The 23,058-nt window shown below is 72.1% G+C and carries 22 protein-coding genes; 10 read left to right on the top strand and 12 right to left on the bottom strand.

Annotation, left to right across the window (positions count from 1 at the left end):
* The 3 genes from kdpB to Air01nite_RS15910 all read right to left on the bottom strand — a co-directional run.
* On the bottom strand, nt 1-1,761 hold a 1,761-nt coding region (gene kdpB / locus Air01nite_RS15900), incomplete at its 3' end, for a potassium-transporting ATPase subunit KdpB (protein WP_203703141.1).
* 7 nt (nt 1,762-1,768) lie between these two features.
* Entirely contained in the window at nt 1,769-3,424 is a 1,656-nt protein-coding gene (kdpA, locus tag Air01nite_RS15905) for a potassium-transporting ATPase subunit KdpA (protein ID WP_203703142.1), read from the bottom strand.
* On the bottom strand, nt 3,424-3,513 hold the full coding sequence (locus tag Air01nite_RS15910; protein ID WP_203703143.1) for a potassium-transporting ATPase subunit F: 90 nt from the start codon (nt 3,511-3,513) through the stop codon (nt 3,424-3,426). The genes kdpA and Air01nite_RS15910 overlap by 1 nt, the downstream gene beginning before the upstream one ends.
* Before the next feature lie 195 nt (nt 3,514-3,708).
* Here Air01nite_RS15910 and Air01nite_RS15915 point away from each other — a divergent pair, with 195 nt between their 5' ends.
* Entirely contained in the window at nt 3,709-4,320 is a 612-nt protein-coding gene (locus Air01nite_RS15915) for a pyridoxamine 5'-phosphate oxidase family protein (RefSeq protein WP_203703144.1), read from the top strand.
* Here Air01nite_RS15915 and Air01nite_RS15920 read toward each other — a convergent pair.
* The 4 genes from Air01nite_RS15920 to Air01nite_RS15935 form a co-directional block, all read right to left on the bottom strand.
* A complete protein-coding gene (locus tag Air01nite_RS15920; RefSeq protein WP_203703146.1) occupies nt 4,314-5,546 on the bottom strand; it encodes an alanine--tRNA ligase-related protein in 1,233 nt (410 codons plus the stop codon). The genes Air01nite_RS15915 and Air01nite_RS15920 overlap by 7 nt on opposite strands.
* A gap of 240 nt (nt 5,547-5,786) precedes the next feature.
* Entirely contained in the window at nt 5,787-6,515 is a 729-nt protein-coding gene (locus Air01nite_RS15925; protein WP_203703148.1) for an aminotransferase class IV, read from the bottom strand.
* Nucleotides 6,516-6,604: 89 nt separating this feature from the next.
* The gene (locus tag Air01nite_RS15930) at nt 6,605-7,603 is read right to left on the bottom strand and encodes a S1 family peptidase (protein ID WP_203703271.1); all 999 of its coding nucleotides are present in this window, start codon (nt 7,601-7,603) and stop codon (nt 6,605-6,607) included.
* 203 nt (nt 7,604-7,806) lie between these two features.
* On the bottom strand, nt 7,807-8,571 hold the full coding sequence (locus tag Air01nite_RS15935; protein WP_203703149.1) for an enoyl-CoA hydratase/isomerase family protein: 765 nt from the start codon (nt 8,569-8,571) through the stop codon (nt 7,807-7,809).
* A 28-nt stretch (nt 8,572-8,599) separates the two neighbouring features.
* Here Air01nite_RS15935 and Air01nite_RS15940 point away from each other — a divergent pair, with 28 nt between their 5' ends.
* On the top strand, nt 8,600-9,115 hold the full coding sequence (locus tag Air01nite_RS15940; protein ID WP_308439968.1) for a mycothiol transferase: 516 nt from the start codon (nt 8,600-8,602) through the stop codon (nt 9,113-9,115).
* Here the strand turns inward: Air01nite_RS15940 and Air01nite_RS15945 are convergent.
* Nucleotides 9,102-10,055, bottom strand: a complete 954-nt coding sequence (locus tag Air01nite_RS15945; protein WP_203703151.1) for a pirin family protein — start codon at nt 10,053-10,055, stop codon at nt 9,102-9,104. The two genes, Air01nite_RS15940 and Air01nite_RS15945, sit on opposite strands and share 14 nt — an antisense overlap.
* Nucleotides 10,056-10,080: 25 nt before the next feature.
* Here Air01nite_RS15945 and Air01nite_RS15950 point away from each other — a divergent pair, with 25 nt between their 5' ends.
* From Air01nite_RS15950 to Air01nite_RS15960, 3 genes are read left to right on the top strand one after another with little or no spacing between them, the layout of a single operon-like run.
* On the top strand, nt 10,081-10,815 hold the full coding sequence (locus Air01nite_RS15950) for an MBL fold metallo-hydrolase (RefSeq protein WP_203703152.1): 735 nt from the start codon (nt 10,081-10,083) through the stop codon (nt 10,813-10,815).
* 17 nt (nt 10,816-10,832) lie between these two features.
* The gene (locus Air01nite_RS15955; RefSeq protein WP_203703153.1) at nt 10,833-11,471 is read left to right on the top strand and encodes a DUF2461 domain-containing protein; all 639 of its coding nucleotides are present in this window, start codon (nt 10,833-10,835) and stop codon (nt 11,469-11,471) included.
* A gap of 17 nt (nt 11,472-11,488) precedes the next feature.
* A complete protein-coding gene (locus tag Air01nite_RS15960) occupies nt 11,489-12,223 on the top strand; it encodes a PIG-L deacetylase family protein (protein ID WP_203703154.1) in 735 nt (244 codons plus the stop codon).
* Here Air01nite_RS15960 and Air01nite_RS15965 read toward each other — a convergent pair.
* A complete protein-coding gene (locus Air01nite_RS15965; RefSeq protein WP_203703156.1) occupies nt 12,220-12,864 on the bottom strand; it encodes a response regulator transcription factor in 645 nt (214 codons plus the stop codon). The two genes, Air01nite_RS15960 and Air01nite_RS15965, sit on opposite strands and share 4 nt — an antisense overlap.
* Nucleotides 12,804-14,708, bottom strand: coding sequence for a sensor histidine kinase (locus Air01nite_RS15970; protein WP_239090740.1), 1,905 nt, complete (start codon nt 14,706-14,708; stop codon nt 12,804-12,806). Before Air01nite_RS15970 ends, Air01nite_RS15965 begins: the two co-directional genes overlap by 61 nt.
* A 133-nt stretch (nt 14,709-14,841) precedes the next feature.
* Here Air01nite_RS15970 and Air01nite_RS15975 point away from each other — a divergent pair, with 133 nt between their 5' ends.
* The gene (locus tag Air01nite_RS15975; RefSeq protein WP_203703158.1) at nt 14,842-15,600 is read left to right on the top strand and encodes an ABC transporter ATP-binding protein; all 759 of its coding nucleotides are present in this window, start codon (nt 14,842-14,844) and stop codon (nt 15,598-15,600) included.
* Nucleotides 15,585-17,108, top strand: coding sequence for a hypothetical protein (locus Air01nite_RS15980; RefSeq protein WP_203703159.1), 1,524 nt, complete (start codon nt 15,585-15,587; stop codon nt 17,106-17,108). Before Air01nite_RS15975 ends, Air01nite_RS15980 begins: the two co-directional genes overlap by 16 nt.
* A gap of 65 nt (nt 17,109-17,173) precedes the next feature.
* Here the strand turns inward: Air01nite_RS15980 and Air01nite_RS15985 are convergent, their stop codons facing one another.
* The gene (locus Air01nite_RS15985; RefSeq protein ID WP_239090741.1) at nt 17,174-17,860 is read right to left on the bottom strand and encodes a fasciclin domain-containing protein; all 687 of its coding nucleotides are present in this window, start codon (nt 17,858-17,860) and stop codon (nt 17,174-17,176) included.
* Between the two features lie 219 nt (nt 17,861-18,079).
* On the opposite strand from Air01nite_RS15985, the gene Air01nite_RS15990 reads away from it, so the two are divergent.
* Nucleotides 18,080-21,196 carry a putative bifunctional diguanylate cyclase/phosphodiesterase gene (locus Air01nite_RS15990; RefSeq protein ID WP_203703161.1) on the top strand — a complete coding sequence of 1,039 codons (3,117 nt, stop codon included), beginning with the start codon at nt 18,080-18,082 and terminating at the stop codon, nt 21,194-21,196.
* On the opposite strand, the gene Air01nite_RS15995 is transcribed toward Air01nite_RS15990, so the two are convergent.
* Nucleotides 21,193-22,089, bottom strand: a complete 897-nt coding sequence (locus Air01nite_RS15995; RefSeq protein WP_203703163.1) for a Gfo/Idh/MocA family protein — start codon at nt 22,087-22,089, stop codon at nt 21,193-21,195. The genes Air01nite_RS15990 and Air01nite_RS15995 overlap by 4 nt on opposite strands.
* On the opposite strand from Air01nite_RS15995, the gene Air01nite_RS16000 reads away from it, so the two are divergent.
* Entirely contained in the window at nt 22,088-22,513 is a 426-nt protein-coding gene (locus Air01nite_RS16000) for a hypothetical protein (RefSeq protein ID WP_203703164.1), read from the top strand. The two genes, Air01nite_RS15995 and Air01nite_RS16000, sit on opposite strands and share 2 nt — an antisense overlap.
* On the top strand, nt 22,506-22,925 hold the full coding sequence (locus tag Air01nite_RS16005) for a hypothetical protein (RefSeq protein WP_203703165.1): 420 nt from the start codon (nt 22,506-22,508) through the stop codon (nt 22,923-22,925). The genes Air01nite_RS16000 and Air01nite_RS16005 overlap by 8 nt, the downstream gene beginning before the upstream one ends.
* The last annotated feature ends 133 nt before the right edge of the window (nt 22,926-23,058 follow it).

Here is a 23,058-nt window from a genome sequence, read left to right on the forward strand (position 1 = left end):
CAGCTTGGTCGGGTCGGAGTCGAGGTCGACCATGTTGCCGGCCTCCTTGGCGGCCGACGTGCCCGTGTTCATCGAGACACCCACATCGGCCTGGGCCAACGCCGGTGCGTCGTTGGTGCCGTCACCGGTCATCGCGACCAGCCGCCCGCCCTCCTGCTCGCGGCGGATCAGCGCCAGCTTGTCCTCGGGTTTCGCCTCCGCGAGGAAGTCGTCGACACCCGCCTCCTCCGCGATCGCCCGGGCGGTCAGCGGATTGTCGCCCGTGATCATGATGGTCCGGATGCCCATCCGGCGCATCTCGTCGAACCGCTCCCGCATGCCGGCCTTGACCACGTCCTTGAGGTGCACGACACCGAGCGCCCGGGCCGGTTCGCCATCGATGTGCTCGGCCACCACCAGCGGCGTGCCGCCGGTGGCGGAGATGCCGTCGACGACTCCGCCGACCTCCGTCGTCGGCCGGCCGCCGTTCTCCCGCACCCAGCGCATCACCGCGGCCGCCGCGCCCTTGCGGATCCGCCGGGTGGGCGTGGAGCCCCCCTCGTCGATGTCCACGCCGGACATCCGGGTCTCCGCGGTGAACGGCACGAACTGGGCGTTGGCGATCAACCCCTCCTCGCGGGCGCGCAGGCCGTGCTCGTTCTTGGCCAGCACCACGATCGACCGGCCCTCGGGCGTCTGGTCGGCCAGGCTGGAGAGCTGGGCCGCGTCCGCCAACTCGCCGGCGTCCACCCCGCTGACCGGCAGGAACTCGGTCGCCTGCCGGTTGCCCAGGGTGATCGTGCCGGTCTTGTCGAGCAGCAGCGTGTTGACGTCACCCGCGGCCTCCACCGCGCGGCCGGACAGGGCCAGCACGTTGCGCTGCACCAGCCGGTCGATGCCGGCGATGCCGATCGCGGAGAGCAGCGCGCCGATCGTCGTCGGAATCAGCGCGACCAGCAACGAGACCAGCACGATCCCGGTCACGCCGTCGTCGTTGATGGTGAGCGTGTTCGGCGCCGCGCCCTGGAACGCCTTCGAGAAGATCGCCACCGGCTGCAGCGTCACGACGGCCAGCAGGAAGATGATGGTCAGCGCGGCCAGCAGGATGTTCAGGGCGATCTCGTTGGGCGTCTTCTGCCGGGAGGCGCCTTCGACCAAGGTGATCATCCGGTCGACGAAGCTCTCGCCCGGCTTCTGCGTGATCTTGACGACGATCCGGTCGGAGAGCACCTTCGTGCCGCCGGTGACCGCGCTGCGGTCGCCGCCCGACTCGCGGATCACCGGGGCCGACTCGCCGGTGATCGCCGACTCGTCGACGCTGGCCACGCCCTCGACCACGTCGCCGTCGCCCGGGATCACCTGGCCGGCCTCGACCACCACGACGTCGTTCTGCCGGAGCGCGACCGCGTCGACGGTCTCCTCCCGCGGCGACGCCTGGCCCGGCTGCCAGTCGACGAGCCGCCGGGCCACCGTCTCCTGCCGCGCCCGGCGCAGCGTGGCCGCCTGCGCCTTGCCGCGCCCCTCGGCGACCGCCTCGGCCAGGTTGGCGAAGATCACCGTCAGCCAGAGCCAGACGGTGATCAGCCAGGCGAACGTGGTCGGGTCCTGGATGGACAGCGCGGTGGTGAACAGCGCGCCAAGCTCCACGATGAACATCACCGGGTTGCGCCAGAGGGTCGCCGGGTTGAGCTTGCGCAGCGCGTCGGGCAACGAGCTCCAGAGCTGCCGCGGGTCGAGCAGGCCGCCGCCGATCCGGCCCGGCTGTTCCGCCACGGCGGTCATCGGCGCCTCACAGTCCCTCGGCCAGCGGACCGAGCGCGAGCGCCGGCAGGAAGGTCAGCGCGACCAGAATGATCACGACGCCGACCACCAGGCCGATGAACAGCGGCCGGTCCGTGGGCAGCGTGCCGGCCGAGGCGGGCACCGGGCGCTGCCGGGCCAGCGAGCCGGCCAGCGCCAGCACGAACACCATCGGCAGGAACCGGCCGATCACCATGCACAGCCCGGTCGCGGTGTCCCACCACTGGTCGTTGACGGTGATCCCGGCGAACGCCGAGCCGTTGTTGTTGGCCGCGGACGTGAACGCGTAGAGCACCTCGGAGAACCCGTGCGGCCCGACGTTGAGCATCGTGTCCTTGTTCTTGGTGGCCATCGCGACGGCCATGCCGATCAAGACGGTGGCCGGCGTGATCAGGAAGTAGATCGAGGCGAACTTGATCTCGCGGGAGGAGATCTTCTTGCCCAGGTACTCGGGCGTGCGCCCGACCATCAGCCCCGCCACGAACACCGCGATGATCGCGAGCATCAGGATGCCGTAGAGGCCCGATCCGACACCGCCGGGCGCCACCTCGCCGAGCATCATGTTGACCATCGGAACCATGCCACCGAGCGCGGTGTACGAGTCGAAGAACGAGTTGACCGCGCCGGTCGAGGTGAGCGTCGTGCTCGCGCCGAAGGTGGCGGAGTTCGACACGCCGAAGCGCACCTCCTTGCCTTCGGTCGCGGCGTTGACCGCGTGCGGCACCGTCCCGTTGTGCAGCAGTTCGAAGGTGTTGACCAGGATCACGCTGGTCACCGCCAGGATCACCATCACGGCGAGGATCGCGTGCCCCTGCCGGACGTTGCCGACCATCCGGCCGAACACCCGCGGCATCGCGAACGGGATCGCGAGCAGCAGAAAGTTCTCGATCCAGTTCGTCCACGGCGTCGGGTTCTCGAAGGGGTGCGCGCTGTTGGCGTTGTAGAAACCGCCGCCGTTCGTGCCGAGCTCCTTGATCACCTCCTGGCTGGCCACCGGTCCGCCCGGGATGTGCTGGGTGGCGCCGGCCAGCGTGGTGACGTCGGTGCCGCCGGAGAGGGTCTGCACCACGCCGCCGGCGATCAGCACGATCGCCCCGACGATCGAGATCGGCAGCAGCACCCGGATCGTGATCCGGGTGAGGTCGACCCAGAAGTTGCCGAGGGCCTGGGTGCGGCTGCGCGCGAAGCCGCGGACGAAGGCCACCGCGACCGCGATGCCGACGGCCGCGGAGGCGAAGTTCTGCACCGCGAGCCCGGACATCTGCACGACGTAGCCGAGCGTCGACTCACCCGCGTACGACTGCCAGTTGGTGTTGGTGACGAAGCTCGCCGCGGTGTTCCAGCCCTGGTGCGGCGACATGGCCGGGAGGCCCAGCGAGAGCGGCAGCTTGCTCTGCAGCCGGGTCATCCCGTATAGGAACAGCAGGCTCAGCAGCGAGAACGCGAACACGCTGCGGGCGTAGACCGGCCAGCTCTGCTCCCCGTCCGGGTTGACGCCGACCAGGCGGTAGATCAGGCGCTCGGCCCAGGAATGCCGGGTGCCGGTGACCACGCGGTAGAGGTAGTCGCCGAGGTAGCGGTACGCGAGCGCGAGGAACAGCACCAGCGAGAGCACGAAGAAGACGCCGGCGATGGTCGTCGACATCAGAAGCGCTCCGGGAACAGCAGCGCCACGACCAGGAAGATCACCACGAGGAACGCGATGACCAGGCCGGCCAGGTTGACCGCGTTCACAAGCGCTCCACCTGCCGCACGATGATCGCGAGCACGACGAACAGGGCCACCGAGATCAGGATGTACGCCACGTCGTGCACGGTGACTCCTCCGCCACTAAAGGGGATGAAAACCTCCTCTCATATGAAACCCCCCAAAAGAACTCGGTGTGGAGCTTTGCGGCAATCGCCTAGAGTCGGCCTCTGGGGAGGGCGAATGAGCGCAGTCACGTCACACGAAGAGCTCCGCGAGCTGCTCGGCACGCCGGGCAAGAGGGCCGCCGAGAAGGATCGCAAGGAGCTGCACCAGCTCGACCGCGACTGGCTCGCGGCCTCGCGGTTCTGCCTGGTGGCAACCGCGGGCGCCGACGGCAGCTGCGACGTGTCGCCCAAGGGCGACCCGGCCGGGTTCACGCTCGTGCTCGACGACACGACGATCGCGATCCCGGAGCGGCCCGGCAACAAGCGCGGCGACGGGTTCCACAACATCATCGACAACCCGCACGTCGGGCTGATCTTCCTGATCCCGGGCCGCACCGACACGCTGCGGATCAACGGGCGGGCGACGATCATGCGCGACGCGCCGTACTTCGACCGCATGGTGGTCAAGGGCCACCGCCCGGAGTTCGCGCTCCAGGTCGAGATCGAGCAGGTCTTCTACCACTGCGCCAAGGCGTTCCTCCGCTCCGACCTCTGGAAGCCCGACACCTGGCAGCCGGACGTGCTGCCGCGCCGCGCGGTGCTGATCAAAGAGGTGGAGCGGCCGGCCGAGACCCTCACGGACCTCGACCGGCACTACGGCCCCGGCTACGCGGAGAACCTTTACTGACGGGTCGCGCGGCTGCGCTCGCGATGCTCGCGCATCAGCCGCGCGAAACCGTCGGTGTCCACCGACACGCCGTGCTCCCGCGCGATCTCGACGGTGAGATCGACCGGGAAGCCGTACGTGTCGTGCAGCTTGAACACCGTCGCACCGCCCAGCGGACCCTGGCTCAGCGCCGTGTCGAGGAGCCGGTTGCCCGCCCGCAGCGTGCGCCGGAACGCCCGCTCCTCGCGCTCGACGACCTCCCGGGTCTCGCCCGCGAGCACCCCGGTCACGCTGTCCGCCACCGGGCCGAGCACGGGCTCGTCGACGCCGAGCAGCACCAGCCGCCGCACCGCCCGGCGGAGCAGCCGGCGCACGACGTAGCCGCGACCCTCGTTGCCGGGCCGCACGCCCGCCGCGATCAGGACGACCGCCGTGCGCACGTGATCGGTGACCAGGCGGTGCGCCGCCGGCTCGTCGTCGCGCCCGGTCGCCTCGCGGACCGCGCGCAGCGTCGGCGTAACGACGTCGATCGACTGCAGGTTGTCGACACCCTGCAGCACCATCGCGAGCCGGTCGAGCCCCAGCCCGGTGTCGATGTGCCGGCCGGGCAGGTCGCCGAGGATCTCGTCGTCGCTGCGGCCCCGCTCGTACTGCATGAACACGAGGTTCCACAGCTCGACGAAGCGCTCGCTGTCGACCGCCGGACCGCCGTCCCGGCCGACCGCCGGACCCCGGTCGTAGAAGATCTCCGAGGTCGGCCCGCTCGGCCCGGGCATGTCCATGCTCCAGAAGTTGTCGTCAGGACCGAGCCGCTGGATGCGCTCCGCGGGCACGCCGAGGCCGCGCCACAGGTCGACGCTCTCCTCGTCACCCCGCAGCACGGTCATCCACAGCCGGTCCCGCTCCAGCCCGAAGCCGTCGGTGAGCAACTCCAGCGCCCACGCCATCGACTCGCGCTTGAAGTAGTCCGCGAACGCGAAGTTGCCGAGCATCTCGAAGCCGGTCCCGTGCCGGTCGGTCAGGCCGATCCGGTCGATGTCGACGGTGCGCACGCAGCGCTGCGCCGTCATCAGCCGCGGATGGGGCGGGCGGGACAGGCCCATGAAGAAGGGCTTGAACTGGACCATGCCCGCGTTGGTGAAGAGCAGGCCGCGCTCGTCGGTGACGAGCGGACCGGGTGGGCGCTCGAGGTGGTCGAGGCCGCCGAAGAAGTCGAAGAAGGTCGCACGTATCCGGTCGGATCGCATGATCTGCCGCCGTTTCGGGAGGACAGCGCGAACACGTTCACGACCCCGGCTGTCGAAGCGGGGCCCTCACCGCGAGACGTCGCGAACGCGTGGATGGGTTGGCGCACACACGCCGAGCCGGCACCGAGGATCAGGCGAGGACGATGGTGTCCCCGACGATCGGCTCGGCGCGGCTAGCTCGCCGCACACCCACGCACATGGATCAATCATGACCGTCACCCGGCGGCGTCGACAACCGCTTTAGATCGGATCCCACGGCACGGCGGCGAAAAGCTCGTCGAGATCCGCCATGAGCGCCGGATCCGGCAGCATGGGAACGTCGTCGATCGACGCCACCGCGACGTGGCCGATCGAGTTGGCGACGAAGGCGCCGCGGAAGCCGCCGAGGTCGGCCAGGGTGATCCGCTGCCGGGTGGTGGGGCGGTGCTGCTCGATCAACAGCATCGCGGTGCCGTGCAGCCACGGCGGGGTGGGCCAGACCACCGCGCCGTCCGCGGCGAAGAACCCGATGTTGGCCACCGACGTCTCGGAGATCTCGCCGTCGCCGGCGGTGAGCAGCGCGTCGTCGTAGCCGTCCAGCCGGACCCGCCGCGCCCACTCGCCCTGCGCGAACCCGCCGAGGTGCTTGAGGTGCGGGAACGGGCGCAGGTACGGCACCGTCCGCAACCGGTGCGGGCTCACCACCGGCGGCGTCGGCGGCGCGACCGAGACCGCCACCCGGCGCGGCTCCCGCACGACGACCCGCACCGCGGCGTCCACGTCACCGGCGAGCGCGTGCCGGATCAGGCCGCGCACCTCGTCGGGCTCCAGCGGCTCGCCGAACAGCTCCCGGTTGGCGGCGTCGAGCCGGTCGAGGTGGTTGGCCAGTCCCTGCACGCCGCCGCCGCGCACCTGCATCGCGGTGAAGTGGCCGTAGGTCGAGAACAGGTCGGCGGCGGCCGCCGGCCGTCCGTTGACTTCGATGCGCACCCGCCCATGGTCGCGCGACGGCCCCCGGCTCGGGGGTCCGGGGGCCGTCGCGTCCGTCGCTCAGCAGCGCCGGACTGGGGGGAGGGCGATCAGAAGACGCTCACGCCGTAGACGCTCAGCGGCTCGGTGACCGGCTGGAAGTAGGTCGTGCCACCGGTGCGGCAGTTGCCGGAGCCACCGGAGGTCAGGCCCAGCGCCGAGGTGCCGCGGTAGAGCGGGCCGCCGCTGTCGCCGGGCTCCGCGCAGACGTTGGTCCGGATCAGGCCGCTGACCGTGCCTTCGGCGTAGCGGACGGTCGAGTTGAGGCCGAGGACCGTGCCGCTGTGCGTGCCGGTCGTGCTGCCGCGGCGGGTGACCGCCTCGCCGACGCTCGGGGTGCGGGCGCTGGTGATGTCCTGGCTGCCGACCGTGCCGGAGATGGTGATCGACGTGTTGGTGTAGCGAACGATGCCGTAGTCGTTGCCGGGGAAGCTCGTGCCGGCCCGGGTGCCGAGGACGGTCGTCTGGCCGGAGTTGGCGTACCAGGTCGAACCGATGTTGGTGCAGTGACCGGCCGTCAGGAAGTAGTAGGTGCTGCCGGACCGCACGTTGAAGCCGAGCGAGCAGCGACCGCCGCCGGTGTAGATCGCGTCACCGCCGGAGATGTTCTTGCTCAGCTTGCCGGGGAGCCGCTCGAGCCGGGCCGCGCCCTTGCTGGCCGCGACGGCGGCCTCGATGGCGGCCAGCTTGGCGCCCTTGACCGTGGTGTCGACGTCGACGACGACCTGGTTGGCGACCGGGTCGACCGAGAACGCCGTGCCGGTCACGCCCTTGTCGAGGCTGGCGCTGAGGCTGTTGAGCTCGGCGGCGCTGCGCTCGACGAGGCGGGCCTTGCCACCGCGGGCCTTGACCGTGGCGGCGGCGCCCGCGTCGGTGACCGTGACGACCGTCGCGCCGGACGAGTCGACGTAGGTGCCCGCGGAGCGGTCGGCGCCGAACGAGTCGGCGAGGACGTTGGCGGCGTCCAGGGCCAGCGGGGTCTGTGCCGCTTGCGCCGGAGCCGCGAACAGCGCTCCCGCCACCAGGGTCGTGGCCGTGGCGGAGAGCATGACGCGTCGGGTGATACTCACTGATCCTCCCGGGGGATGTGGACCGGCCGCTCGGCCGATCCGGAGGCATCGATCTGCCGACATGTTTCCAGCCGAATAGACCAGCGTCAACGTTTTGCGGACGACCGATCCTGACCATTAGGTCGACGTCATACCACCGGGATAATGGAAGAGGTCATTGACCGCAATAAATGCTCCAGCGGTCACGGCCGCCAGGAAAAGTTCGCGCGGCGGCGTTCGAGGAACGCGGCCGCGCCCTCTGCGACGTCACCCGAGCGCAGCATCTCCGACTGCCAGTGCGCCTCCCGCTCGGGCGACGGCCGGCCCGCCACGGCCAGGTCGATCGTCTCCTTCGCCGCCGCGATCGAGAGCTGCGAGCGTTCGGCGATCGTGTCGACCAGCCGGGCCACGTGCGCGTCCAGCTCCTCGGCCGGCACCACCTCGTCGACCAGACCGATCGCGGCCGCCCGCCCGGCGTCGATCTGGTCCGCGGTGAACAGCAACCATTTGGCCGCCGACGGGCCGACCAGGCCGAGCAGCCGGCGGGTGGCCGGGCCCGGGTAGACGATGCCGAGCCGGGCCGGTGGCACCGCGAACCGGGCGTCCGTCGCCACGATCCGCAGGTCGCAGGCCACCGCGAGCTGGCAGCCGCCGCCGACGCAGTGCCCGCGTACCCGGGCGATCGTCGGCTTCGGAAACGCCGCGAGCGACTCCTCCGCCCGGGTCGGCGGGCTGTCCGCGCCGACCAGGTCACGCACGCCGGTCAGGTCGGCGCCCGCGCTGAACGTGGCGCCGGCGCCGGTCAGCACCAGCGCGCGCACCGCGGGGTCGGCGGCGGCGGTGTCCAGCAGATCCGGAAGGCGGCGCCACATCGCCGGGGTGAGCGCGTTGCGCCGGGGCGGGTTGCTGATCGTGATGGTCGCGGCGTGTCCGGTGACGGTCAGCTCGACCGTGCCTTCGTCTTTCACGCGCCGACGCTAACCAATGCGGGGCATCATGGTGCGAGTGAACATCAACGACCTGCTGAGCGACTCGTTCGGCCGGCTGCCCGGGCTGGTCCGCGGCGCGGTCGCCGGCCTCGACGCCGAGCAGCTGCGCCGGCCGCCGGCGCCGGGCGCCAACACCGTCGGCTGGCTCGTCTGGCACCTCACCCGGATCCAGGACCACCACGTGGCCGAGCTGATCGGCGACGACCAGATCTGGGTGACCGGGCCGTGGGCGCCGCGGTTCGAGCTGGACGCGGACCCCGACGACACCGGCTACGCGCACGGCCCCGACGAGGTGCTCGGCGTGCGGCCGGCCAGCGGGAAGGTGCTGGTCGACTACTACTCCGCGGTGCACGAACGCACGGCCGCGCTGGTGCGGGCGGTCACCGAGGAGGACCTGAGCCGGATCGTCGACCGCTCCTGGGACCCACCGGTGACGATGGGCGTGCGCCTGCTCAGCGTCCTCAACGACGACCTGCAACACGTCGGCCAGGCCGCCTACGTGCGAGGCATCATCCTCCGCTGAGCGTATTGCCGTGCCGGTCCCGAACCTTGAGCTTCGTCGTGGGAAGCGCCGGGGCGGGCAAGGCCTCGCCCGCGTAGCCACGGACCACGCCGAACCGGTCGCCGGCCGTCCACTCCTCGCGCGCCTGGCGGATCTCGGCGTCACTGCGGGCCACGAAGTTCCACCACATCACCAGCGGCTCCTCGAACGGCTCGCCGCCGAGCAGGAACAGCCGCGCTCCCCCGGTGCTGGTGACCGTCGCCGCGGTGCGCTCCTCGCCCAGGTAGAGCAGCCCGCCCGGGGTCAGCTCGGCGCCGTCGACCTCGGCCGCGCCGTCGAGCGAGAGCAGCCCGTACTCGAAGTCGGTCCGCAGCTTCAGCTCTGTCCGCGCGCCCGCCTCGAGCAGCAGCTCCGCGCCGAGCAGCGGAGTGTGCACCCGGGCCGGTGAGCGCAGCGCGCCCAGCTCACCGACGACCACCGTCGTGGTGACCCCGCCCGCGGTCGCGGCCGGCAGCTCGGCGTGGTGCTCGAACCGGGCCGGCTGGTGCCGCGCGTCCTCGGGCAGCGCGACCCAGAGCTGCAGGCCGTGCATCAGCGGCGGATGCTCGGCCGGCGACTCCTCGGAGTGGGAGATGCCGTGCCCGGAGGTCATCAGGTTGAGCTGGCCGGGCAGGATCGTCTGCAGGCTGCCGAGGCTGTCGCGGTGCAGCACCTCGCCGGCGACCAGCCAGGTGACCGTCTGCAGGCCGGTGTGCGGGTGCGGCGGCACCTGCATACCGGGCCGGTTGAGCACGTCGTCGGGGCCGAACGCGTCGACGAAGCACCAGGCGCCGATCATCCGGCGGGGTCGTTGCGGCAACAGCCGCCGCACGGTCGTGTAGCGGCCGAGCGGCACGTCGTGCCCGGGCAGGAGCACGCTGGCGGGCAACCCGGCCAGCGTGACGGCACCGTCTGTACTCACTCTTCAGAGAGTAGCCTCGGTCCTCGTGCGGCTGACCGTGCTCGGCGCCCGGGGCGCCTTCCCCGAAGCGGGCGACGCCTGCAGCGGCTTCCTGGTCGAGCACGACGGGTTCCGGATGTTGCTGGACGCCGGTTATGCGACGTTTCCGCGCCTGCTCGCCCATTGCACCGCCGCGGACGTCGACGCCGTCGTGATCACCCACGGCCACCCGGACCACTGCGTCGACCTCAACCCGCTGCTGCGGGCACGGTCGCTGGCCGACGACCCGCCACCACCGTTGCCGGTGTACGCACCGCCCGGCGCCCTCGACGCGGTGCTCGCGCTGGACCGGCCCGGGATGCTCGACTACGCGCTCCACCCGGCCGGCGACGGCGACCGGCTGCGGATCGGTCCGTTCACTGTGGACGTCCGGGCGCTGCCGCACTTCGTGCCGGACAACGGCCTGCGGGTCGCGGCCGGTGGCGTGGCGCTCGCCTACCAGGGCGACAGTGGCCCCACCACCGATCTGGCCGCCCTCGCCGACGGCGCCGCTGCGCTGATCGCCGAGGCGACCTACCCGCTCGCTGTCCCCGACCACAGTGCCGGGCGGCTCAGCAGTGCGCTGGACGCCGCTGCCGCCGCGCGCACGGCGGGCGTGGGCCGGCTGCTGCTCACGCACCTCTGGCCCGGGCTGCCGGGTGACACGGCCGTCGAGGCGGCCCGGTCGGGTTACGCCGGACCGGTCGACCTGGCCGGTGCCGGTCAGGTCTGGAACCTCTAGCGGATAGGGTCGACGACGTGGCGTTTCGCGGGTGGCCGAGCGAGGCCCTGGAGTTCTACGAGGGGCTCGAGGCCGACAACTCGAAGACCTACTGGACGGCGCACAAGGACGTCTACGAGGACCAGGTCCGCGCGCCCATGCAGGCGCTGCTCGACGACCTCGAGGCCGAGTTCGGCGCGGGCCGCATCTTCCGGCCCTACCGCGACGTCCGGTTCAGCGCCGACAAGTCGCCCTACAAGACCGCGATCGCGGCGCGCCTGGAGCGTGGCGGCTACATCCACCTCTCGGCGACGGGGCTGGGCGCCGGCAGCGGCATGTACGTGATGGAGCGCGACCAACTCGCCCGCTACCGCGCGGCGGTCGACGACGACAAGACCGGGCCGCTGCTCGCGGCGATCGTCGCGGAGGCGGCGGCCGACGGTGTCCGGATCCACGGGCACGACCAGCTCAAGCGGGTGCCGCGCGGCTACCCGGCCGACCACCCGCGCGCCGATCTGTTGCGGCACAAGGGCGTCGTCGCCTGGAAGGAGTGGCAGGTCGCACCGTGGCTGGGCACCGCCACCGCGAAGCGCCGGGTGGCAGACTTTCTGCGCGCGTCGGTCCCGCTCAACCAGTGGCTGGCCTCTTATGTGGGGCCCAGCATCCCCGACGCCTGACCGATAGGAGTCGCTCCGTGTCCGACATCGCGCCGTACGAGCCGCTGACCGAGGACTGGCAGCGGGCGCTGGCCGTGGTGGCCCACCCCGACGACCTGGAGTTCGGTGCGGCGGGCGCCGTGGCGCGCTGGACCGCGCAGGGCAAGGAGATCGTCTACTGCCTGGTCACCAGCGGCGAGGCGGGCATCGACGGGCTCGCGCCCGACGAGACCAAGGTGGTCCGCGAGGCGGAGCAGCGGGCCTCGGCCGGCGTGGTCGGCGTTTCCGAGGTGGAATTCCTCGGCCTGCCCGACGGCATCCTCGAATACGGCGTCGCGCTGCGCCGCGAGATCACCGCCGTGGTCCGCCGGCACCGCCCGGACATCGTCATCACCAACAACTTCCGCGACACCTGGGACGGCGCCGAGGCGCTCAACCAGGCCGACCACATCGCCACCGGGCGGGCGACGCTCGACGCGGTCCGCGACGCCGGCAACCGCTGGATCTTCCCGGAGCAGGGCCTCGAGCCGTGGAACAAGGTGCGCCAGGTCTGGGCGGCGGGCTCCCCCGACGGCCGGCACGCGGTGGACATCACCGGCACGTTCGACCGCGGCATCGAGTCGCTCCAGGCGCACGAGGCCTACCTGCGCGGGCTCGGCGAGGGCGTCTTCGACCCGGAGGAGTTCCTGGAGGGCATCGGCCGCGCCGCCGGCACCCGCCTGGGCACCCGCTACGCCGCACCCTTCGAGGTCTTCACGATCAACCTGTTCTAGCGGGTGCCGTCGAGGTAGGCGAGCACGGCCAGGACCCGGCGGTTGTCGTCGTCCGAGACCGCCAGGCCGAGCTTGCCGAAGATGCTGGCCGTGTGCTTGCCGACCGCGCTCTCGCTCAGGAACAGCCGCTGGCCGATCGCCGCGTTGGACCGGCCCTCGGCCATCAGCTCCAGCACCTCGCGCTCGCGCGGGGTGAGCCCGCCGATCGTGGGGTCGCCGCGCGCGAACAACTTGGCGATCACGTCGGGGTCCATCGCGGTGCCGCCGGCGGCGACCCGGCGCACCGCGTCGACGAACTGCTCGGCGTTGAACACCCGGTCCTTGAGCAGGTAGCCCACCCCGCCGGTGCCGTCGGCCAGCAGTTCGCGCGCGTAGAGGCGCTCGACGTGCTGCGAGAGGACCAGCACCGGCAGCCCCGGCACCTGCCGGCGGGCGGCCAGCGCGGCCTGCAGCCCTTCGTCGGTCTGGGTCGGGGGGAGCCGCACGTCGACCACCGCGACGTCGGGCCGCTCGTCGAGCAGCGCCCGCAGCAGGTCGGGGCCGTTGTCGACGGCGGCGACGATGTCGAAGCCGTGCGCGGTCAGGAGCTGCTTGAGCCCTTCCCGGAGGAGGTAGAGGTCCTCGGCGAGGACAACGCGCACGGCACCTCCAGCGTCACGACGGTCGGCCCACCGGGCGGGCTGACCACCCGGACAGTACCGTCGAACGCCGACAGCCGGTGCCGCATGCCGCGCAGCCCGCTGCCCAGCGCGGGGTCGGCGCCACCGCGCCCGTCGTCGGTCACCACGGCGGTGAGCACGCCGTCGACGTGCCCGAACTCCACCGTCACGGCCGACGCGGCCGCGTGCTTGGCCGCGTTGACCAGCGCCTCACTGACCGCGAAATAGACCGCGGCCTCGACCGGCTCGGGCGCGCGACCGGACAGCCCGGCGGACACCGTGGCCGGCACGGGGCTGTCCAGCGCGAGCGCGCGGACCGCCTCGACCAGGCCGCGTTCGGCGAGCACGGGCGGACGTACGCCGCGGACCAGGTCCCGCAGCTCGGCCAGGGCGCGGGCCGTGCTCTCGCGGGCGTCGGCGACCAGCCGGCGGGCCGCGGCCGGGTCGGTGTCGATCAGCGCCTCGACCGCGCCGAGCGCCAGCCCGACCGCGACCAGCCGGCCTTGCGCGCCGTCGTGCAGGTCGCGCTCGATCCGGCGCAGCTCCGCCGCCTGCGCCGAGGTCGCGTCGTCGCGGCTCTCGGTGAGCTGCTCGACCCGCAGCGCCAGGCGGGCCTTGGCGGTCGGAGCCAGCAGCACGGCGGTCCACCGACCGTGCAGCCGCAGCGCCGCGGGCGCGAACGCGGTGCCGGCGACGATCAGCGCGAGGCCGGCCAGCAGCGCGAGCACCGGGCGGTCGGCGAGGATCGCGAGCGCGGGCGGGTCGTCCAGCCGCCCGAGGCGGGCCAGCGCCGGGATCGTCATGCCGACGAGGCCGTAGCCGACCGCGCCGGCCGACGCGGCCACCAGCGCACCGCCGACGATCGGGTCCGTGACCGTCCACAACAGATCACGCCAGGTCGCGGGGTCGTTCCAGATCCAGTCCAGCCGCTGGAAGAACCGGGTCCAACCCTTGGTCTTGTAGAGCGAGTCACCGACCGCGTAGAGACCGTCCGGCCGCCGCGGCGGCAGCTCCGGCTCCGGCCGGTACGGCGTCTGGATCGCCACGCCCGACCACCGCTGCGCCAACTGGCGCCGGAGCGCGGTGAACCGGCGCACGGCCGCCGCGCTCTCCGGCACGGCGCCGACGATGCCCACCGCGAACAACGAGAAGGCGACGAAGGCGAGCACGGCCAGAGCGGCGCTGAGCACGGTCAGTCCGCCGAGCGCCGCCAACTGCGTCAGCGTGACGAACCGCTTCCCCAACCACGCCTTCAGCGAGCCGAGCCCGGTGCGCGGCGCGAGCATCCGCGCGGTCCACGCGTCGTGGGCGCGCACGGCCGTCGGCGCGACGACACCGCCGAGCGCCACCATGCCGAGCCCGACGGGAACCCACCAGACCGATCCACCGCTGACGGCCACCGCCAGCCCCACGGCCACCAGCGCGGCCGGCCCGAAGCCCAGCAACCCGCCGACCACCGGGTTGGTCAGCAGCCAGCCGACGTCCCGCCAGGTCGCCGGATCACCCAGCGCCCACTCGAGGTAACGGAACTGCCGCGGCCAGAAGGGCGACCGGTAGAGCCGCCGGTCGTGCCGGTAACGCCCGTCCGGCTCCCCCTCCGGCGGCTCCGGCCGGTCGCGATAAGGCAGCGGGACCCCGCCGCAGACCCGGCGCACCAGGTTGGTGAAGAGCCGCATCGTCACGATCGGCCAGGGCAGCAGGAAGATCACACCTAGGCCGAAGCCCGGCACGAAGAGCGCGAGGTGCATGACGAGCAGCACGGCCGACCCGATCGCGAGGCAACCGCGAAGCAGGCCGCCGGCCAGGGCGTGCAGTCCGCGCGTCATGGGCACAGTCTGGCCGAACCGCGCTCAGCCGGGCAGTGCGGCCAGGCGCCGTCCACAAGGGTGTAGCTAGCCCCACCCCGGTCGGCGGCTGGACACATTCCGGCCGGCGGCCCGGCTTTCTAGCGTTCTTCCCATGACCACGAACGCACTCCGGCTCACCGGACTGACCAAGCGTTTCGGCGACAAGCTGGCCGCCGACGCGGTCGACCTGACCGTTCCGGCCGGCTCGTTCTTCGGCCTGGTGGGCCCGAACGGCGCCGGCAAGACCACCGCCCTGTCGATGGCGGTCGGGCTGCTGCGGCCCGACGCCGGCCGGGCAGAGATCTTCGGCACCGACGTCTGGCGGGAGCCGACCGCGGCCAAGCGGCTCGTCGGCGTGCTGCCCGACGGCATGGCGATGACCGAGCGGCTCACCGGGCGGGAGATGCTCACCTATCTCGGCCGCCTGCACGGCATGCCGGCCGACGTCGTCGCCGCCCGGGTCGACGAACTGCTCACCGTGCTCGACCTCGACGATGCCGACCGGACCCTGATCCTGGGCTACTCGGCCGGCATGCGGAAGAAGATCGCGCTGGCCAGCGCGCTGCTCGGGGCGCCGCGCCTGCTGGTGCTCGACGAGCCGTTCGAGGCGGTCGACCCGGTGTCGGCGCTGACCATCCGGTCGATCCTGCGGCGGTTCGTCGCGGGCGGCGGCTCGGTGGTGCTCTCCAGCCACGTGATGCCGCTGGTGGAGCAGCTCTGCGACACGGTCGCGGTGATGAACGCGGGCCGGGTCGTCGCGGCCGGCCCGACCGACGAGGTGCGCGGCGGCCGCTCGCTCGACGAGGTGTTCATCGAGCTGGTCGGTGCCCGTACCGCTGGTGAGGAGGAACTGGCGTGGTTGGCGTCCTGATCGCGATGAAGTGGCGGATCCTGCGCCACTCGTTCACCGGCACCAAGGCCACGACGACGACCACCGGCCTGGTGGGCGGGCTCGCGGCAGCCGGCTGCACGCTCTGGTTGACCATCGCGGCCGGCCCCGACCGGGCCGGCGGCGCCCTGCTGCTGACGATGGCGTCCTGGCTGCTCGGCTGGATCGTCGGCCCGATGATGGGCGGCACCGACCCGGGCCTGCGCCGGGAGCACCTGCGGCACGTGCCGCTGACCGACCGCCAGCTCGCCGTCGGGCTCCTCGGCGCCGCGCTGGTCGGCGTCGGACCGGCGGTCACGCTGGTCGGCGGCACGAGCCTCATCTGGTACGCGCTGCGCCTGGACCCGGCGGCCGTACCCGTGGCCCTGCTGGTCCTGGTGCTCTTCGTCCTCCTGCTCGTCGCCCTCGCCAACGTGGTCGTCTCCCTCGTCGGCCGCGTGATCAACGGCCGGCTGAGCGCGGCGCTGATGGCGATCCCGTGGGGCGTGCTGGTCTGCCTGGGCGCACAGGGCTGGGTGGTCATCGCCGCGATCACCGGCGGCCCGGAGACCGCGCTGCCGCCGTTCATCGCCGACAAGCTGCGCCTCGCACCCTCGGGCTGGCCGGTCGTGGCCATCGAGGCGGCGGCACGCGGCGACTGGCTGCTGGTGGCGGCGGTCGTCGCCGGCCTGGCCGCGAGCATCGCCGCCGCGCTGGGCGCCTGGGCGCTGCTGCTGCGCCGCCCGGTCAGCCCGACCGTCATCCGCGGCGCCCGCTGGCGAGGTTGGCGGCCGCCCACCGCGCTGGCCGCCGTGGTCGGCAAGGAGCTGCGCACCTGGGGCCGCGACCTGGTCCGCATCCACTTCCTGGCGTTCGCGCTGGTCTACGTGCTGACCTACGTGCTGCTCCCGCTGCTGATCAACGTGACCGACTACCTGCCGATGAGCGGCGTGTTCTTCACGGTGTTCGCGGTCGGCTGCTGCGCCCACCTGCACAGCTCCGACGGCACCGCGCTCTGGCAGACGCTGCTCACCCCGGGCGCGGAGCGGGCCGACGTCCGCGGCCGCCAGCGGGCGTGGCTGCTGCTCGTGGCGCCGGCGGCGATCGTGCTCACCCTGGCCGGCGCGATCTGGCACGGCGCGTGGGACATGGTCCCGTGGGCGGTCGGCCTGCTGCCGGTCGTGCTCGGCGGCGGCGCGGGCCTGCTGGTGCTCGTCTCGGTGTTCGTGCCGGTGCGGATCGTCGACCCGCACAAGCGCGGCAGCAACCCGGGCTCCGACGGCGGCGGCCTCTCCGGGATCGTCTGGCTGTCGCTGCTCTCGCTGACGGTGCTCGCGTCGCCGGCGCTGGCCTTGCTGATCACCGGCACGGTCCGCGACGACGAGTTGCTCCGCTGGCTGGCGACCCCGGTGAGCCTGGTGCTCGGCGTGGTGCTGGCCTGGGGCCTGGGCCGCCTGGCCATCACCCGCCTGACCACCCGCGGCCCGGAACTGCTGGCCAAGCTCGGCTGACGCACGAAAGGAACGGTCCGTTCCAATCGGAAACCGATTGGAACGGACCGTTCCTTTCGCTTGGATCAGGTCGCGGACGGCGTCGGCGTGGTCGACGGCGGCGTCAGCACCCCGTCGATCAGGTAGACCGTCGCGTTCCTGGTCTGGATGTTCCCGCAGACCACGCTCGCGGTGTTGTTGACGGTGAAGTCCTCGCCGCTGCCCGTGACGGTCAGATCCTGGCCTTCCATCGTCTTGTGCGTGCCGGCCAGGTTGGACGGGCTCAGCCGCTGCGGCACCACGTGGTACTCGAGCGTCTGCGTCAGCTGCGTCTTGTTGGCCAGCAGCGCGTTGAGCTGCGCCTGCCCGATCTTGTTGAACGCGTCGTTGGTCGGCGCGAACACCGTGATGTTCTGTGCGTTGTTCAACGTGTCGGTGAGCCCGGCCGTCTTGATCGCGTTGGCCAGCGTCGACAGCTGCGGGTTGCTGGCGACCGCGGTGGCGACCGGCTGCCCGGCCATCGACGAGAGGCTGCCGGCCCCCGAGCTCGGCAGCGAGGAACAGCCCGGACCGAAGACCTGGCCGCCGCCGGCTGTGGTCGCCGTGCCCGTCGGCTGGGGGGTGCGGGTCGAGCCCCCGCCGGGCGACGTGGCCGTCGCGCCGCCGGTCGGCTGGAGGGCGGTGGACGGGCTGGTGTCCGAGCCGCACGCCGCCATGGCCAGGGCCATCGCGGCCACCGTGACGGCGAGACCCGCTGTCCTGAAGACACGCATGATGCTGAAATCCCCTCGCGTCGGTTTTGAGTGCTTTACACAGATTCGTACCAGCATGCACCGACCGATGGAGCCTACTTGACGTAATCGAGACATAGCGTTGGGTGATGGTCATTGGCCGTCAGGCTCGGTTCGGCGATCGGACGCCGTCAACGCTCGACGTCCCCACGGGCGTAACGTATAAATGCGTCTTTAGCCGCAATTGAACGGAGCTGGTGAATGTCGCGGCGGGTCGGGCTGGCCGCGTACGGACTGTGGATGGCCATGTTGACGGTCGTCTACTACGTGGCGCCGGATTCCTGGCGCATCGGGATGTGGACGGTGATCAGCGTCAGCAGCGTGCTGGCGATCTTCGCCGGCATCCGGATCAACCGTCCGCGAATGCGCGGCACGTGGCTGCTCTTCCTGTTCGGCATGATCCTGTACGCGGTGTCGGACCTGTCGTTCAACCTGACCGTGCCGGGCGGCCCCGCGCGACCACCACTCACGCTCACCGACGACGTCATCCTGCTGGGCTCGCTGGCCCTGGTCGCGACCGCGCTGTTCAGGTTCGGGCGCGCCGCGGACCCTAGACCCGACCGACCGGCGCTGATCGACGCGCTGGTGCTGGTCCTCGGCACGGGCCTGCTCGCCTGGGTGCTCACCATCGAGGCCCGGTTCGACCAACCCCACGTCGGGATGATCACCGCGGTCCTGCTGATCGCCTACCCGGTCACCGACATCATCGTGCTGGGCCTGGTCGCCCGCCTGGTCACCGCCGTGCGCTTCACGCCGGCCGTGGCGATGCTGGCGATCGGCGTCATCGGTTACGTCGTGGCCGACGCGCTGTTCCGGATCGGCCGGATCGACGACGTGTGGCTGGTCCGCACTCCCTTGGACATCGGCTACATCGTTCTGTACACGCTGTGGGGCGCGGCCGCCCTGACGCCCTCGATGCGCAACATCACCGATCGGCGGATGCCGCGGTCCCGGGAGACGACCGTGTTGCGGCTGGTGCTGCTGGGGCTGTCGGCGATGATCCCGCCGACCATCCTGCTCTACGAGACGCTCGCGTTCGGCACGGTCCGGCACGGCGAGGTGATCGCGGTCGCCTCGCTGGTGATGTTCCTGCTCGTGCTCGCCCGCCTGGTGAACCTCGCGAACCGGCTGCGCGACCAGGTCGGCCGCGAACGCGGCCTGCGGGCGGTGAGCACCGCCATGGTCGCCGCGGCGGACGACAAAGGCATCGCGGACGCCCTGGACCTGGGGATCCGCGGGGTCCTGGCCCCCGGCACCAGCTACCGCTTCCTCCTGCTGACCAGCGGCGGCGCCGACCTCAACCCGGTCGGCCGGCACCTGGCCGTCCTGCCGGCCGGCGCGCCGGGCGACGCGATACGGCAGCTCGGCGAACCCAGCCTGCTCTCGATGGACGAGTTGCCCGGGCCGATCGCGGACGCCCTCGGCGCCAGGCACGGCGGCGACGGGCACGACACGCTCACCCTGGCGTTGCCGCTGTCCGTGGGCGAGCACGGCGACCCGGACGACACCGCCGGGGCGATGCTGGTCGCCGCCGAGGAGCGCGCGCTGTCCACCGCGCAGGACCGGCTGGCGGTGCTCGCCTCCCAGGCGGCGCTCGCCATCGACCGGGTCGCGCTCAACGAGCAGCTCCGCCGGCGCACCAGCGAGGAGTACTTCCGCGCGCTGGTGCACAACGCCGCCGACGTGATCCTGATCGTCGACAGCGAACAGCGGATCGCCTACGCGAGCCCGTCCGCCGAGGCGATGTTCGGCGAGGTCGAGCTGGCCGGCACCGCGCTGCTGGACCACGGCGACCCGACCGAGCGGGAGCGGGCCGAGCGGGTGTTCCGCCGGATCGAGGCGCGGCCCGTCGGCAGCGTCGAACCGGACAACTGGGGCAGCACCGACTGGACGCTGCGCCGGCCCGACGGCACCGCCGTGCAGGTCGAGATCTCGGTCCGCGACCTGCGCGCCGACCCGACGGTGCGCGGACTCGTCTTCACCCTGCGCGACGTCACCGAGAAGCGCCGGCTGGAGCGCGAGCTGACGCATCGGGCCAACCACGACGCGCTGACGAGCCTCGCCAACCGTTCGCTGTTCGCCGAGCGGATGCAGAAGGCGATCGACGCGCGCCGGGGCGTCGTCGGCGTGCTCTTCATCGACATCGACGACTTCAAGATCGTCAACGACACGCTCGGGCACGCCAGCGGCGACCAGGTGCTCAAGGCGGTCGGCCAGCGGATCAGCGCCGCGCTGCGCCCGCACGACACCGCGGCCCGGCTCGGCGGCGACGAGTTCGCCGTGCTGATCGACGACGCCGCCGAGCCCGCCGACGTGGAGGACGTGGCCGACCGCATCATCCGGTCGCTGCGGGAGCCCTACAACGTCGGCGGCGAGCTCGTGAGCTGCTCGGCCACCATCGGCATCGGCACCACCGCCGACGCGTCGGACGGCCCAGAGCTGTTGCGGCAGGCCGACCTCGCGCTCTACGTGGCCAAGGGCGCGGGCAAGAGCCAGTGGCGGCGCTACCAGCCCGAGCTGCACACGACCTTCGTCGAGCGGTTGGAGCTGCGGGCGGAGCTCGACCACGCGATCCACGAGGGCGGGCTGGCGCTCGAGTTCCAGCCGATCGTCAGCCTCGCCGACACGCACACCGCGGGCTTCGAGGCGCTGCTGCGGTGGAACCACCCGACCCGCGGCCGGCTGCTCCCCGACGCGTTCATCGACGTCGCCGAGGAGTCCGGGCTCGTCGTGCCGATCGGCGAATGGGTGCTGAAGACCGCGATCGCGGCCGCCGCGACCTGGCGCCGCGGCCAGCCCTACGGAGCGCCGTACGTGGCCGTGAACGTGTCGGCCCGGCAGTTCCGTACACCCGGCTTCGTCAGGTTGGTCAAGCGCGAGCTGGCGGCGAACGAGCTGCCGGCGTCGTGTCTGATGCTGGAGATCACCGAGAGCCTGCTGCTCCGCGACGACGACCAGGTCTGGGACGACCTCGCCGAGGTGCGCCGCCTGGGCGTCCGCGTGGCGATCGACGACTTCGGCACCGGCTACTCGTCGCTGAGCTACCTACGGCACGTCCCGCTCGACGTCCTCAAGATCGACAGGCTGTTCACGGGTACGGTCGCCACCTCGACGCAGCAGCGCGCGCTGGTCGACGGCATCGTGCGGCTCGCACACACCCTCGGCCTCGAGGTGGTCGCCGAGGGCATCGAGACGAGGGACGAGCGCGACCTGCTGCGCCGCATCGGTTGCCCGTACGGCCAGGGCTTCCTCTTCTCCCGACCGATGCCCCTGCCGGAGGCGCTGCGCTGGCTGCGCCGCGCGGAGATGGCGGCTTAAAGCTTGATGATCCGGCCGTCGGCGCGCGAGCGCTCGGCGGCGGCCAGCACCGCGACCACGTCGCGTCCGAAGTGGACACCGACGTCGTGCTTCGTGCCGGCGATCTCGGCCCGCAGCACGTCGATGGCCCGGCCGAAGGCCGCCCGCACCTCGCCCTCGCCGCGTGGAACCTCGGCGATACCGTGCTCGCCGTAGAACGTGATGTCGCGCAGCACCGCCGCCGGCGGCGCGTCGACCGACAGCGTGACCGTGCTGACCGCGCCGGACTCGTGCCGCAGCAACAGGTTCGTGCTGCCGCGCGGTCCCTCGATCGCCGACACCTCGGCGACCGGGCCGAGCACCGGCAGCACCTGGGACAGCGCGTGCGGGCCGACGTCCCAGAGCCCGCCGTGCTGCCGCCGCCAGGGCGACGCGCCGTACGGGTTGCCGGGCTGGAAGATCGAGCTCAGGTGCGCCACCCGGCTGCCCTGCCAGCCGCCGGTCGCGGTGAGCTCGCGCAGCGCGGCGGTCACGTTGTCCATGAACCGGGCGGTGAAGAAGACGACGGAGGCCACCCCGGCCGCGTCCGCGGCGGCGACCACCCGGTCGGCGCCCTCGACGGTGAGCGCCAGCGGCTTGTCGAGCATCAGGTGCCGGCCCGCCTTGGCGGCCCGCTCGGCGATCTCGGCCTGCACGTCCGGCGGCAGCGCGACGGCGACGGCATCGACGTCGGCGAGCAGCTCGTCGACGTCGGCGTAGGCGCGGACCCCGGACTCGCCGGCCAGTGCGGCGGCCTTGGCCGGGTCACGACCCCAGACTCCGACGAGCTCGGCGTCGGGATGAGCGGCGATCGCGGGCGCTTGCGTGGCGGTGGCCCAGGGGCCGGTGCCGAAGAGGCCGAACCGGAGAGGCATGTGCCCCAGTCTGCCCGACGGCCTGGTGCGCCCGGCGTGCGAGTACGGTGTGCCCGTGAACGGCACCCTTTCCGGCATAGTGATCGCCCTCTCGCTGCTGGTCGGCGCGTGGGCCCTGGTCGAGGCGCTGCGCGACCGCGCGCCCGGCCGCGGTCACCTGATCGGGTTGGGCGTCGTCGAGGTCGCGCTGGTCGTGCTGCTGGTGGCGGCCGCGTTCGCGGCGGCCGGCGGCGACCGCCCGGCGAGCGGCGTGACCTTCCTCGGCTACGTCGTGACGATCATCTGCCTCCCACCACTCGGCGCGGTGCTGGCCAGGCTGGAACCCACCCGCTGGGGCTCGGTGATCATCCTCGTGGTCTGTCTGACGATCCCGGTGCTGGTGTTGCGCCTGCACCAGACGTGGCAGGTGGTGACAAGTGGCTGAGCGCACCGCGCCGCGCACCTTGGGCACGGGCCCCGGCCGGGCGCTGATCGCCGTCTACGGCATCTTCGCGCTGTCGGCCACCGCAAGGGCCGCGGTGCAGATCGGCTCGAAGTTCACCGAGGCACCGCTGGCCTACCTGCTGTCGGCGTTCGCCGCGGTCGTCTACATCATCGCGACGGTCGCGCTGGCCAAGGGCGGCGAGACCTGGCGCCGGGTGGCCCTGGTGAGCTGCTCGATCGAACTGGCGGGCGTGGTCGCGGTGGGCCTGCTCACCATCTTCGACGCGACCGCGTTCCCGGACGACACGGTCTGGACGGACTTCGGCCGAGGCTACGGCTACGTGCCCCTGGTGCTGCCGGTGATCGGCCTGCTCTGGCTTCGCTATGCGGGCCGCAACCGCGCCGCCGCGTAGGCGGAACACGGCCCGCTCGCCGTTACGACGAAAGCCACTTCTCGAACGAAGCGCGGTCGTATACGCCAGGTGGCATGCCACGTCGCTCCTGACGAAGCGTTTGCGCGTACGACCAAACGGTGTCGGCGTCGAT

The organism is Asanoa iriomotensis, assembly GCF_016862515.1.
GTDB lineage: Bacteria > Actinomycetota > Actinomycetes > Mycobacteriales > Micromonosporaceae > Asanoa > Asanoa iriomotensis.

Bases quoted from the DNA above. Each gene is read 5' to 3' on its own strand.
- kdpA (WP_203703142.1), bottom strand. From the start codon at position 3,424: ATGTCGACGACCATCGCCGGCGTCTTCTTCGTGCTCTCGCTGGTGCTG.
- Air01nite_RS15915 (WP_203703144.1), top strand. From the start codon at position 3,709: ATGAGCGCAGTCACGTCACACGAAGAGCTCCGCGAGCTGCTCGGCACG.
- Air01nite_RS15920 (WP_203703146.1), bottom strand. From the start codon at position 5,546: ATGCGATCCGACCGGATACGTGCGACCTTCTTCGACTTCTTCGGCGGC.
- Air01nite_RS15930 (WP_203703271.1), bottom strand. From the start codon at position 7,603: ATGCTCTCCGCCACGGCCACGACCCTGGTGGCGGGAGCGCTGTTCGCG.
- Air01nite_RS15940 (WP_308439968.1), top strand. From the start codon at position 8,600: ATGGTGCGAGTGAACATCAACGACCTGCTGAGCGACTCGTTCGGCCGG.
- Air01nite_RS15970 (WP_239090740.1), bottom strand. From the start codon at position 14,708: ATGACGCGCGGACTGCACGCCCTGGCCGGCGGCCTGCTTCGCGGTTGC.
- Air01nite_RS15975 (WP_203703158.1), top strand. From the start codon at position 14,842: ATGACCACGAACGCACTCCGGCTCACCGGACTGACCAAGCGTTTCGGC.
- Air01nite_RS15985 (WP_239090741.1), bottom strand. From the start codon at position 17,860: ATGCGTGTCTTCAGGACAGCGGGTCTCGCCGTCACGGTGGCCGCGATG.
- Air01nite_RS15990 (WP_203703161.1), top strand. From the start codon at position 18,080: ATGTCGCGGCGGGTCGGGCTGGCCGCGTACGGACTGTGGATGGCCATG.
- Air01nite_RS16000 (WP_203703164.1), top strand. From the start codon at position 22,088: ATGTGCCCCAGTCTGCCCGACGGCCTGGTGCGCCCGGCGTGCGAGTAC.
- Air01nite_RS15995 (WP_203703163.1), bottom strand. From the start codon at position 22,089: ATGCCTCTCCGGTTCGGCCTCTTCGGCACCGGCCCCTGGGCCACCGCC.